This is a genomic window from Isoptericola sp. NPDC060185 (genome assembly GCF_042728595.1).
In the GTDB taxonomy this organism is placed as follows: domain Bacteria; phylum Actinomycetota; class Actinomycetes; order Actinomycetales; family Cellulomonadaceae; genus Isoptericola.
This window is the reverse complement of record NZ_JBHWYY010000001.1, coordinates 1-11,886: the sequence shown is the minus strand read 5'-3', so window position 1 is coordinate 11,886 and position 11,886 is coordinate 1. Positions and strand designations below refer to the sequence as shown.

The window sequence follows — 11,886 nt, the reverse complement described above, 5'->3', positions numbered from 1 at the left end:
TGACACCGTGTCGCCCATGACGACGTCCCTCGCCCTGCTCCTGATCGCCGCCGCCCTCGTGCTGGGTGCGCTGCTGGGATGGATGGGGCACGCGAACCGCGCGGCCAAGGCGGGCCGGTCGCAGGAGATGCAGCGGGTGGCGCAGCACGGCGAGCTCGAGACCCTGCGCCGCGACGCCGCCGAGCTGCGCAGCCGCCTGGCGCAGGCGGGCGACGAGACCGCGCGCCGCCTCGCGGAGCAGCGTGAGCTGGCCGACCGCGACCTGGACCGGGCCCGTGACGAGGCGGACCGGCGCGTCGTGGAGGCCCGCGAGCAGGCCGACCGCCTGCTCGTGCAGGTGCGCGAGGACCTCGAGCGGCAGCTCGCGGAGGCGAAGGGCGACCAGGAGGCGGCCGCGCAGCGGTTCCGCGCGCTGGCCAACGACGCGCTGGCCGCCAACCAGAAGCAGTTCCTCGACCTCGCGGACGAGCGCCTGCAGCGCAGCACCCAGAAGAACGACGAGACGCTCGCCCAGCGCGAGCAGGCCATCCGCGCCCTGCTCGACCCGATGAGCAAGACCCTCGACAAGGTCAACGCCCGCGTCGACAGCGCCGAGCAGGACCGGATCAAGGGCCACACGGCGCTCACCGAGCAGCTGCGGCACCTCGAGACCGTCAACTCCCAGCTGCGCGTCGGCACCAGCGACCTCGTCTCGGCGCTGCGCTCCAACCAGACCCGCGGCGTGTGGGGCGAGCTGCAGCTCAAGCGGGTCGTCGAGGCCGCCGGGATGATGGACCACGTCGACTTCGAGGCCCAGGTGCACCGCACCACGGCCGAGGGCGAGACCCTCATCCCCGACCTGGTCGTGAGCCTGGCGGGCGGCAAGACGATCGTGGTCGACGCGAAGGTGCCGCTCAGCGCGTACCTGCGCGCCCAGCAGGCGGAGAGCTCCGCCGACGGCGACAAGGAGCTCGACGCCCACGCCAAGGACCTCGCCAAGCACGTGGACGTCCTCGCGGACAAGGCCTACTGGTCGCAGTTCGACGCGGCGCCCGAGTTCGTCGTGATGTTCGTCCCGGCGGAGCCGATCCTGGCCGCCGCCGTCGAGCGCCGGCCCGACCTCCTCGAGACCGCCATCCGCAAGCGGGTGCTCGTCGCGACGCCGATGACGCTCGTGGCGATGCTGCGCACCGTGGCGTACGCGTGGCAGCAGGACGCCATCGCCGAGGACGCCCAGAAGGTGCTGCAGACGGGCAAGGAGCTGTACGCCCGCATCGTCACGATGACCAAGAGCATCACCAAGCTCGGGCAGTCGATGACGGCCGCGACCAAGCACTACAACGCGTTCGTCGGCTCCCTCGAGACCCGCGTGCTGCCGCAGGCACGCCGCATGGTCGAGCTCAAGGTGGTCGACGCCGGCCAGGCCCTCGAGCCGCTGAAGGCGGTCGAGGACACCACGCGCGCGGTCACGAAGCCGGAGCTGCTCGCCATCGAGGAGGGGCTGGTCGTCGACCTCGGCATCCTCGGCGTCGAGGGCGGGCGGGACGACTCGGTCGAGTCCCTCGTCGACGCCGCGCAGCGCGACCTGGAGCGCGCCGCCGAGCCGGACGACAGGGGCGAGTCCGCCGCCGGCTGAGCCGGCGTCAGGCGGGCTCGACCGGCAGCGCGGTGCGCGCACCGCGGCGGGGCCGCTTCTCCTCCTGGCCCGCGGCCTTGAGGCCTCGCGCCAGCTCGCGCGGCAGGGAGAACATCAGGTCCTCCGTCGCGGTGCGCACCTCCTCGACCTCGCCGAAGCCGTGGCTGTCGAGGTGCGCGATGACGTCCTGCACGAGGATCTCCGGCACCGACGCGCCCGAGGTGACGCCCACGGTCGTGGCGCCCTCGAGCCAGGCGTCCTCGATCTCGGTCGCGCGGTCCACGCGGTACGACGCCCGGGCGCCGGCCTGGAGCGCCACCTCGACGAGGCGCACCGAGTTGGACGAGTTCGCGGAGCCGACGACGACGACGACGTCGCACTCCGGCGCCAGCTTCTTCACCGCGACCTGGCGGTTCTGCGTGGCGTAGCAGATGTCGTCGCTGGGCGGGTCCTGCATCTCGGGGAACCGGTCGCGCAGGCGGCGCACGGTCTCCATGGTCTCGTCGACGGACAGCGTGGTCTGCGAGATCCAGACGACTTTGTGCGGGTCGCGGACCTCCACCTGGTCCACCTCGTCCGGGGAGTTGACGACCTGGACGTGGTCAGGCGCCTCGCCCGCCGTACCCTCGACCTCCTCGTGCCCCGTGTGGCCGATGAGGAGGATGTCGTAGTCGTCCTTCGCGAAGCGGACGGCCTCCTTGTGCACCTTGGTCACCAGCGGGCACGTGGCGTCGATGGTCTCCAGGCTGCGCGCCGCGGCGGACTCGCGCACCGCCGGCGAGACGCCGTGCGCCGAGAACACGAGGCGGGCGCCCTCGGGCACCTCGTCCGTCTCGTTGACGAAGATCGCGCCGCGGTCGCGCAGCGTCTCCACGACGTGCTTGTTGTGCACGATCTCCTTGCGCACGTACACGGGCGCGCCGTACGTCTCGAGCGCCTTCTCGACCGCCACCACGGCTCGGTCCACGCCCGCGCAGTAGCCGCGCGGCGCGGCCAGGAGCACGCGCTTGGTGGTGGTCGGGCTGGTCGGAGCCGGGGCTGTCGCAGTCACGCGGCCAGTCTAGGTGGGCCCGTGTGGACGTCCTGTGACGGGCGCTGGACGAGCGCCTGACGAACTCGTCGGGGGCGTGGGGCATGCTGGACGCCGTGTCGGACGTGTCCTCACCGGAAGCCCAGCCGGAAGCCCAGCCCCAGCCCCTGCCCGAGCTCGCCCGCGAGACGACGGCGGAGCGCCCGTGGCCGGTGCGGCTGCTGTCCGCGAAGATCCGGGACTACGTCGCGAAGATGTCGCTCGTCTGGGTCGAGGGCCAGGTCGTGGAGCACACCTACCGGCCCCGGGCGGGGATGCAGTTCGTCACGCTGCGCGACACGGACGCCGAGGCGTCCCTGCCGGTGCACATGCTGACGCGCGTCTTCGACGGCCTGCACCACAAGCCCGAGGTGGGCGACCACGTGGTGGTGCAGGCCAAGCCGGAGTTCTGGGTCAAGACGGGGCGGATGTCGATGCGCGCCACCGCCGTGCGGCAGGTGGGCGTCGGCGAGCTGCTCGCCCGCATCGACCAGCTGCGCCGGGTGCTCGCCGCCGAGGGCCTGTTCGACCTCGACCGCAAGCGGCCCCTGCCGTTCCTGCCGGCCGTCGTCGGCCTGGTGTGCGGGCGGGAGTCGAAGGCCGAGCACGACGTCGTCGTCAACGCGCGGGCCCGCTGGCCCCAGGTGCGGTTCGAGATCCGCGAGGTCGCCGTGCAGGGCGTGGACGCCGTGCGCGAGGTGAGCGCCGCCCTCGCCGACCTGGACGCCCGCCCCGAGGTCGAGGTGATCGTCGTGGCACGAGGCGGGGGCTCCGTCGAGGACCTCCTGCCGTTCAGCAACGAGGCCCTGGTGCGCGCTGCCGCGGCCTGCACGACGCCGCTGGTCAGCGCCATCGGCCACGAGACGGACGCCCCCCTGCTCGACCTGGTGGCCGACCACCGCGCGTCCACCCCGACCGACGCCGCCAAGCGCGTGGTCCCCGACGTCGCCGAGGAGCGGCTGCGCCTCGACCAGGCGCGACGCCGAATGCGCGCCGCGACGGCGGGGCGGGTCGAGCGCGAGCAGCACGGCCTGGACGCGCTGCGGTCGCGCCCCGTGCTCGCCCGGCCGCAGACGACCCTCGACGCCCGCGAGCGCGAGCTCGCCCAGCAGGTGCGGCACGCCCGTCACTGCCTGGACGCCGCGCTGCTGCGCGCCTCCGGGGAGGTCGGTCGGCTCGCGGCCCAGGTCCGGGCGCTCTCGCCGCAGGCCACGCTCGAGCGCGGCTACGCCGTCGTGCAGCGCGCCGACGGGCACGTGGTCCGCGCGGCCGGCGAGGTCGCGACCGGCGACGCCGTGCACGTGCGCGTCGCCGAGGGTGCGCTCGACGCCGAGGTCACGGCGACGGCGGCACCTGCGCCGCCCGCGTGAACCGTTCCGCCAGCCGGCCGAACGCCGCCCGGAGCTCGGCTCCCTCGAGCACCTCGACGTCCATCCCGAGCTGGGTGACCCAGAGCGCGAGCTGATCGGGGTCGTCGCTGCCCACCTCGACGCGGCACGTCCGCGGCCCGAGCACCTCGACCTCGAGGGGCGAGCCGATCCTCGCGACCACCTCGTCGGCGGGCGCGTGGACGAGGATCCGTGCGCGGTGGCGCCACGTCGCCCGCCCCACCCGGGCCACGACGTACCGCTGGACGGCGTCCTCGGGGACGACCCTCGGCCGGAACCGCGCGCCGGTGGGCGGGCGCGGGGCGATCCGGTCCACCCGGAAGACCCGCCAGTCCTCCCGGTCGAGGTCCCAGGCCAGCAGGTACCAGCGCGACCCCCAGCGCACCACACGGTGCGGCTCGGTGTGGCGGGCCGTCTCGGCGCCGCCGTGCGCGGTGTAGCCGAAGCGGAGCCGCTCGTGCGCCCGGATCGCGGCGGCCACCGCGCCGAGCACCTCGAGGTCCGGGGACGGGTCCGTCCCCGGAACCACGCTGGTGGCCTCGCGGACGGCCTCGACGCGACGCCGCAGCCGCGAGGGCATCACCTGCTCGAGCTTCGCCAGCGCGGTGAGGTACGTCTCCCCGCCGTCCGCGCCCGCGCTCGCCGCGACGCCGAGCCCCACGGCGACAGCGACCGCCTCGTCGTCGTCGAGCACCAGGGGCGGCATCGCCGTCCCGGCGGCCAGGCGGTACCCGCCGGCGACCCCGGGGCGCGCCTCGACCGGGTAGCCGAGCGACCGGAGCTTGCCGACGTCGGTCCGCACCGTCCGGGTGCTGACCCCGAGCCGGTCGGCGAGCTCGCCGCTGGTCCAGTCCCGCCGCAGCTGCAGCAGGGAAAGGAGGTGGAGCAGGCGGGCCGACGTCTCGAGCATCCACGGAGTTTCTCACCGATCGCGGAAGCAAGTCTTCCGCGTTCCCTGGGAGCGTGGAGCCATGACCACGAACCGCGCAGACACCGCCCTCGTCCCCTTCCGCATCGACGTGCCGCAGGCCGATCTCGACGACCTGCGCGACCGGCTGGCGCGCACGCGCTGGCCCCTGCCCGTGCCCGGCCGCGACGACCGCACGAACTTCAGCCGCGGCATCCCCCTGCCGTACCTGCGCGAGCTCGCCGACCACTGGCGCGACGGGTTCGACTGGCGCGCCCAGGAGGCCGCGCTCAACGCCCACGACCAGTTCACGACCGTCGTCGACGGCCAGACCTTCCACGTCGTCCACGCCCGCTCCGCGAACCCGGACGCGATCCCGCTGCTGCTCTGCCACGGGTGGCCGGGGTCGTTCGTCGAATACCAGCGGCTGATCCCGCTGCTCACCGACGCGTTCCACGTCGTCGTGCCGTCGCTGCCCGGGTTCGGGTTCTCGACGCCGCTGTCCGGCACCGGCTGGGAGGTGGCGCGGACCACCGAGGCGTACGCCGAGATCATGACGCGGCTCGGCTACGACCGGTTCGCGGTGCACGGCACCGACATCGGCGCCGGCACCACCGGGCGCCTGGCCGCGCTGTACCCGCAGCGGGTGATCGGCACCCACGTCGGCAGCGACGGCCGGTCGCTCGGCATGGTGGGCGACCAGTACCCGATGCCCGAGGGGCTCACCGCCGACGAGGTCGCGCAGATCGAGGCGGTGCGCGCGGCCGACGCCGCCGAGCACGGCTACTTCGAGATGCAGAACCACCGCCCGGACACGATCGGGCCGGCTCTCACCGACTCGCCGGTCGGGCAGCTCGCGTGGATCGCCGAGAAGTTCCAGACCTGGACGAACCCCTCCCGCCGCACGCCGGACGAGTCCGTCGACCGCGACCAGCTCCTGACCAACGTGTCGCTGTACTGGTTCACCCGCAGCGGCGCGTCCAGCGCCCAGTTCTACTACGAGGCGTCGCACTCGGGCCTGGACTGGCTCTCCGCCGCCGAGGTGCCGTCCGCGTGGTCGGTGTTCGACACGCACCCGCTGATGGCGAAGGTGTTCAACGCCTGGGGCGCGATCGACCAGTGGGTGGAGCACCCCGAGGGCGGCCACTTCCCGGCGATGGAGGAGCCCGAGCTGCTGGCGGCCGACCTGCGCGCCTTCTTCAGCGGCCGGTCGTGACGGACGGGGCGGGCGCCGCCTCGGGCGCCCGCCCGTACTCCCCGACGCGTCGGGTGAGGAACCTCTCGACCGGGCCACGTTGGATCAGCCGCATGACGCCGGTCATGGTCGCGATGCCGAGCCGCGTGCGCGGTGCGAACGACCGGACCCTCCCCGGATACATGGCCTGCGCGCGCTCGACCACGGGGCGCATCGCGGCCTCGTACCCGGCGAGCACCCCGGCCACGTCCGGCGGCGCCTCGTCCCCGAGCGCGTCGGCGAGCGTGGCCGCGCCCCGGAGCGCGAGCGCCGTGCCGAGCCCGCTCAGGGGGCTGGCGCACCACGCGCTGTCGCCCAGCAGGACGACGCGCCCCCTCGACCACGTGTCGACGTGGATCTGGTCGTACGTGTCGAGCGCGAAGTCGTCGGCCGTGCGCGCCGCCGCGAGGAGCTCCGCCGTGCGCCAGCCCTCCCCCGCGAAGGTGTGCTCGAGCAGGGCGAACCGCGCCTCGGCGTCCCCACGAGGCGGCAGCGTGGTGGCCGGGAAGGTGAAGCCGACCTCCTGCCGTCCGGCGTGGCCCGGCCGCGCCTCGACCACCCTGGATCCGGGCAGGTTGAGCATGAGGAACCAGCCGTCGACGGGCGGGGTGTCCGGCGTCTCCCGCAGCGTGAACCAGGCGTGCGCGAGCCCGAGCGGGTGCCGGAACGACTCCTCCGGCCCGAGGACGAGACGCCGGACCGTCGAGTGCGCGCCGTCCGCCCCGACGACGAGGTCGTAGTCCTCCGGTGCGTGCCGGCGGAACTGGACCCGTACGCCCCGGTCGGTCGGCGTCAGACCGGTCACGGTGTCGGCGAACCGGTGGCGGGTGCGCGGCCCGGTGGCGTCGTGCAGCAGCCGGGCCAGGTCGGAGCGCAGCAGCTCCTCGGCCGAGACGAAGCCCGCCCCGCCGAAGGCCTCGACGGGCATCTCGGCGCGCCGCCGGCCCCGCTCGTCGATCCACGCGAGTCCCCGCTGCTCAACCGTGGCCCCGAGCGCCACGTCGAGGAGCCCGAGCCGGTCCAGCACGTCCCGGCTGTCCCCGCGCAGGTCGACGGTCTGCCCGCCGGACCGCAGGTCGGGAGCGATCTCCACCACGGTCACCTGCCATCCGGCCCTGTCGAGCAGCACTGCGAGCGCGTCCCCGGCGATCCCCGCTCCGACCACCAGCACTCTGGACATCCCGCCACCTCCGCTGTTGATGCGATCCAAGTTGCGTTTGCAACGTAGCGCGCTCGAGCCACTGACGCAACGCTTGTTGCGTTAAGGTGTCGTCATGACCGACGCGACCGACCCCGGCTTCCAGTCGACGGGGACCGTGCGCCCCGGCGGCCGCACGGCCCGGACCCGGGAGGCGGTGCACCGGGCGGTGCGCGAGCTCATGGCAGAGCAGGGCGGCGAGGCGCCCGAGATCTCCGAGGTCGCGGCCCGCTCCGGGGTGCACGCGGCGACGATCTACCGGCGCTGGCGCACCCGGGACGCGCTCGTGCTCGACGTCGCGGTGGCCGACGTCAACGCCGCGTCGCCGGTCCGTGCCACCGGCGACCTGCGCGCCGACCTGCTCGCGTACACGCGCGGCCTGCTCGACGCGTTCGACCGCCCGGGCGGCCTCGCCTTCGTCGACGCGCTGGTCCGCGCGTCGCGCGACGCGCGGACGAGCCCCGAGCGCACCGCGGAGCTGCTGCAGCCGCGGCTCGACCTCTTCCAGCAGCTGCTGGACGCGAGCGGCACCGCCGAGCTCGACCCGCTCGACCTGGTCCTGCTGCTCGTCGCGCCGGCCCACCTCGGTTCCACCCTCGGGATCACCGCCGCGACCGGGGACGACGCCGAGCGGCTCGTCGACAACGTGCTCGACGTCGTCGCCGGCCGCCGGTCCCGGACGACGACGCCCGCGGCGCGCCGCGGCTGAGGGTCAGCGCGCCCGGACGACGCGCCCCTCGTCCCAGACGGGCTCGAGCGTCTCGCGCACGGTGCCGTCGGCGCCGAACACGAGGAAGCGGTCGAAGCCGCGCGCGAACCAGCGGTCGTGCGTGACGGCGAGCACGGTGCCCTCGAACGCCTCCAGCCCCTCCTGCAGCGCCTCGGCGCTGGCGAGGTCGAGGTTGTCGGTGGGCTCGTCGAGCAGCAGCGCGGTGCAGCCGGCGAGCTCGAGCAGCAGGATCTGGAACCGCGCCTGCTGCCCGCCCGAGAGCCGGTCGAACGCGCGGTCGGCGGCGACGGTCAGCTCGTAGCGGCGCAGCACGGACATCGCGGCGCCGCGGTCACGCGCGTGGTCCTCCCACAGCACCTGCGTGAGGGTGCGGCCGAACAGCTCCGGCTGCGCGTGCGTCTGCGCGAAGACGCCCGGCACGACGCGCGCGCCCAGCCGCCACTCGCCGGTGTGCGCGACGTCGTCGCCGCCCAGCAGGCGCAGGAAGTGCGACTTGCCCGAGCCGTTGGACCCGAGGACCGCGACCCGCTCACCGTAGAAGACCTCGAGGTCGAACGGCTGCATGAGCCCCGTGAGGCCGAGCTGCTCGCACGTCACCGCGCGCACGCCGGTGCGGCCGCCGCGCAGGCGCATGCGGATGTCCTGCTCGCGCGGCGGCTCGGGCGGCGGACCGACCTCCTCGAACTTGCGCAGGCGGGTCTGGGCGGCCTTGTACCGGGCCGCCATGACGTCGCTCATCGTCGCGGCGCGCTGCAGCTCGCGCACCAGCTTCTTCAGCTGCTCGTGCTTCTCGCCCCACCGCCGCCGCAGTTCCTCGAAGCGGGCGAAGCGCTCGCGCCGGGCCTCGTGGAACGTCGCGAACGACCCGCCGTGCACCCACGCGTCCGCGCCCGACGGCGCGGGCTCGATCGACACGATCCGGTCGGCCGCCGTGGCCAGCAGCTCGCGGTCGTGGGAGACGAACAGGACCGTCTTGCGGGTGGCGCGCAGCTGGTCCTCGAGCCACCGCTTGCCCGGGACGTCGAGGTAGTTGTCCGGCTCGTCGAGCAGCAGCACCTCGTCGGTGCCGCGCAGCAACGACTCCAGGACCAGGCGCTTCTGCTCGCCGCCCGACAGGGTGCGCACCTCTCGCCAGCGCGCCTGCTCGTACGGGATGCCGAGAGCCGCGACGGTGCAGACGTCCCAGTGCGTCTCGGCCTCGTACCCGCGCGCCTCGGCCCAGTCGGCGAGCGCCTGCGCGTAGGCGAGCTGGGCGGGCTCGTCGTCGACCTCCATGATGGCCAGCTCGGCGGCGTCGACGGCGCGTGCGGCGTCGCGGATGCGCGGCGGGGCGACCGCGACGAGCAGGTCGCGCACCGTGCTGGCGTCGCGCACGGAGCCGACGAACTGCGGCATGACGCCGAGGCCGCCCGCGACGGTGACGGAGCCCGCCTGCGGGGTCAGCTCGCCCGACAGCAGGCGCAGGAGGGTGGTCTTGCCCGAGCCGTTGGGCCCGACGAGAGCGGTCGCGCTGCCCTCGGGGACGCGGAACGAGACGTCGTCGAGCAGCGTGCGACCGTCGGGCAGCACGTGCTCCACGTGCGCCACCTCCAGATGAACCATGGCGGGCACGCTGCCCGACCACCCCCGCGCTCGCAAGGCATTTCCGGCCGTGCCCCCGACCGCCGGGTGGACGGCGCTGTCATGGCGTCGGCGCCATGTTGTTGACTGTCCCCCGTGACCGACGCGAACCCCGACGCCCCGACAGAGATCTCCTTGTTGAGCTACGAGCAGGCCCGCGACGAGCTGGTCCAGGTCGTCGCCCGGCTCGAGGCCGGCAGCGAGCCGCTCGAGGCGTCCCTCGCCCTGTGGGAGCGCGGCGAGGCCCTCGCCGCCCGCTGCCAGGAGTGGCTCGACGGCGCGCGCGAGCGCCTCGCGGCAGCCCGGGCGGACGCCGAGCCCCAGCCCGGGACCGCCGCCGAGACCGAGGAGGGCGACGCGTGAGCGCGCACGTGCTCGCCGTCGGCGAGGCCCTGGTGGACGTGGTGCACCGCCCCGACGGGACGAGCGAGGAGCACCCCGGCGGCAGCCTGGCGAACGTCGCCCTGACCCTGGGCCGGCTGGGCCGCGACGTGCGGCTCGCGACGTGGCTCGGCCGCGACGCCCGCGGCGACGACGTGCGGGCGTGGCTCGCCGAGTCCCGCGTGGCGCTGGCGCCGGGCAGCGACGGCGCGGACCGCACGAGCGTCGCGCAGGCGACCCTCGACGCGACGGGCGCCGCCACCTACGAGTTCGACCTCGAGTGGCAGGTGCCCGCGGGCGCGGGAGCGACCGACGAGACGCTCGCGGTGCACACGGGCTCCATCGCGGCGATGCTCGCCCCCGGCGACGCGGCCGTGCGCCGGGTGCTCGAGGACGCGCGCCGCGTCGCGACGGTCAGCTACGACCCCAACGCCCGCCCCGCGCTCATGGGCGACGCCGCCGCGGTGCGCCCCCGGGTCGAGGAGCTCGTGGCGCTGTCCGACGTCGTCAAGGTGAGCGACGAGGACCTCGCGTGGCTCGCGCCCGGCTCCGACCCGCTGGAGGTCGCCCGCGCGTGGCAGGCGACGGGGCCGGCGCTCGTCGTGGTGACGTTCGGCGGCGAGGGCGCGACGGCGGTCACGGCGGCCGGCGAGGTCGCGGTCACTGCCCCGCGGGTCGACGTGGTCGACACCGTCGGCGCGGGAGACTCCTTCATGGGAGCCCTCCTCGACGGCCTGTGGTCCACCGACCTGCTCGGCGCCTCCCGGCGCGACGCGCTGCGCACGATCCCCGTCGCCGACACCGAGCGGCTGCTGGCCCGGTGCGCCGCCGTCGCCGCCGTGACCGTCTCGCGTGCCGGCGCCAACCCGCCCTGGGCCCGGGAGCTGGACCCCACCACGAAGGAGCACGCATGAGCAGCACGCCCGACGCGACCCTCACGCCCACCGAGGCCTGGGAGCGGCTGCGCGCAGGCAACGGCCGCTTCGTCCGCGACGAGCCGGACCACCCGGACCAGGACGCCGTCCGCCGGCACGAGCTGCGCACCACCCAGCACCCGCACACCGTGATCTTCGGCTGCTCGGACTCGCGGGTCGCCGCGGAGATCATCTTCGACCAGGGCCTGGGCGACGTCTTCGTGGTGCGCACGGCGGGGCACGTCGTGGACACCACGGTGCTCGGCTCCATCGAGTACGGCACCGAGGTGCTGCACACGCCGCTCGTCGTGGTGCTCGGGCACGACTCGTGCGGCGCGGTCGCGGCGACGGCCCACACGCTCAGCACGGGCGAGCAGCCTCCCGGCTTCGTGCGCGCCGTCGTGGACAAGGTCATCCCGTCCGTCGCCGAGCTCACGAGCCGCCAGGGCATCGACGGCCCGATCGACGTCGACGTGCTCCGCACGGAGCACGTCAAGCACACCGTGGCCCTGCTGCGGGGCTACTCGGCCGCGATCGCCGCGGCCGTCGACGCGGGCCGGCTCGCAGTCGTCGGCGTGGTCTACGACCTGGACGACGGCAGCGCCCGCCTCGTGGCGGTCGACGGCGAGGTCGGCGAGCAGCCGGTCGGCTGACCGATCCTGACCACGGCCTCCCGGAACGGGATCCTCAGTCCCGTGCGGGGGGGGGGAGGCCCCGCCAGGGGCCGAGGGGGCCGGTGGGGGCGGCTACCCCCGGGAACCCCACGACCGCGGCGTTGGGGGGGCCCCCCGCGCCCCGCCCGCCGCGGGCCCCCCCGAGCCCCCCCCCCC

11 protein-coding genes are annotated in these 11,886 nt (G+C 74.8%); 7 read left to right on the top strand and 4 right to left on the bottom strand.

Features of this window, described 5'->3' with window-relative positions; translation table 11 throughout:
* Positions 1–16 precede the first annotated feature (16 nt).
* Positions 17–1,615 carry a DNA recombination protein RmuC gene (gene rmuC / locus ACFWDO_RS00055; RefSeq protein WP_380317349.1) on the top strand — a complete coding sequence of 533 codons (1,599 nt, stop codon included), beginning with the start codon at positions 17–19 and terminating at the stop codon, positions 1,613–1,615.
* Positions 1,616–1,622: 7 nt separating this feature from the next.
* Here the strand turns inward: rmuC and ACFWDO_RS00050 are convergent, their stop codons facing one another.
* Positions 1,623–2,666: a 4-hydroxy-3-methylbut-2-enyl diphosphate reductase gene (locus tag ACFWDO_RS00050; protein WP_380317346.1), complete on the bottom strand. Its 1,044-nt coding sequence runs from the start codon at positions 2,664–2,666 to the stop codon at positions 1,623–1,625.
* Between the two features lie 83 nt (positions 2,667–2,749).
* Between ACFWDO_RS00050 and xseA the strand changes: the two genes are divergently transcribed.
* A complete protein-coding gene (gene xseA / locus ACFWDO_RS00045) occupies positions 2,750–4,054 on the top strand; it encodes an exodeoxyribonuclease VII large subunit (protein WP_380317344.1) in 1,305 nt (434 codons plus the stop codon).
* Here xseA and ACFWDO_RS00040 read toward each other — a convergent pair.
* Positions 4,020–4,982 carry a helix-turn-helix transcriptional regulator gene (locus ACFWDO_RS00040; protein WP_380317341.1) on the bottom strand — a complete coding sequence of 321 codons (963 nt, stop codon included), beginning with the start codon at positions 4,980–4,982 and terminating at the stop codon, positions 4,020–4,022. The genes xseA and ACFWDO_RS00040 overlap by 35 nt on opposite strands.
* Before the next feature lie 61 nt (positions 4,983–5,043).
* Here ACFWDO_RS00040 and ACFWDO_RS00035 point away from each other — a divergent pair, with 61 nt between their 5' ends.
* Positions 5,044–6,195 (top strand): epoxide hydrolase family protein, encoded by a 1,152-nt coding sequence (locus ACFWDO_RS00035; protein ID WP_380317338.1) that lies wholly within the window; start codon positions 5,044–5,046, stop codon positions 6,193–6,195.
* Here ACFWDO_RS00035 and ACFWDO_RS00030 read toward each other — a convergent pair.
* Complete coding sequence (locus tag ACFWDO_RS00030) at positions 6,179–7,393, bottom strand: FAD-dependent monooxygenase (protein WP_380317335.1); 1,215 nt, start codon at positions 7,391–7,393, stop codon at positions 6,179–6,181. The two genes, ACFWDO_RS00035 and ACFWDO_RS00030, sit on opposite strands and share 17 nt — an antisense overlap.
* A gap of 94 nt (positions 7,394–7,487) precedes the next feature.
* Here ACFWDO_RS00030 and ACFWDO_RS00025 point away from each other — a divergent pair, with 94 nt between their 5' ends.
* Complete coding sequence (locus ACFWDO_RS00025) at positions 7,488–8,120, top strand: TetR/AcrR family transcriptional regulator (RefSeq protein ID WP_380317332.1); 633 nt, start codon at positions 7,488–7,490, stop codon at positions 8,118–8,120.
* A gap of 3 nt (positions 8,121–8,123) precedes the next feature.
* Here ACFWDO_RS00025 and ACFWDO_RS00020 read toward each other — a convergent pair whose 3' ends face one another.
* On the bottom strand, positions 8,124–9,743 hold the full coding sequence (locus tag ACFWDO_RS00020; protein WP_380317329.1) for an ATP-binding cassette domain-containing protein: 1,620 nt from the start codon (positions 9,741–9,743) through the stop codon (positions 8,124–8,126).
* Positions 9,744–9,857: 114 nt separating this feature from the next.
* Here ACFWDO_RS00020 and ACFWDO_RS00015 point away from each other — a divergent pair, with 114 nt between their 5' ends.
* Genes ACFWDO_RS00015 through ACFWDO_RS00005 form a run of 3 tightly spaced genes read left to right on the top strand, consistent with a single transcriptional unit; the run spans position 9,858 to position 11,709 of the window.
* On the top strand, positions 9,858–10,124 hold the full coding sequence (locus tag ACFWDO_RS00015) for an exodeoxyribonuclease VII small subunit (protein WP_380317326.1): 267 nt from the start codon (positions 9,858–9,860) through the stop codon (positions 10,122–10,124).
* Positions 10,121–11,056 carry a carbohydrate kinase gene (locus ACFWDO_RS00010; protein ID WP_380317323.1) on the top strand — a complete coding sequence of 312 codons (936 nt, stop codon included), beginning with the start codon at positions 10,121–10,123 and terminating at the stop codon, positions 11,054–11,056. Before ACFWDO_RS00015 ends, ACFWDO_RS00010 begins: the two co-directional genes overlap by 4 nt.
* Positions 11,053–11,709 carry a carbonic anhydrase gene (locus ACFWDO_RS00005; RefSeq protein WP_380317320.1) on the top strand — a complete coding sequence of 219 codons (657 nt, stop codon included), beginning with the start codon at positions 11,053–11,055 and terminating at the stop codon, positions 11,707–11,709. Before ACFWDO_RS00010 ends, ACFWDO_RS00005 begins: the two co-directional genes overlap by 4 nt.
* Positions 11,710–11,886 lie beyond the last annotated feature (177 nt).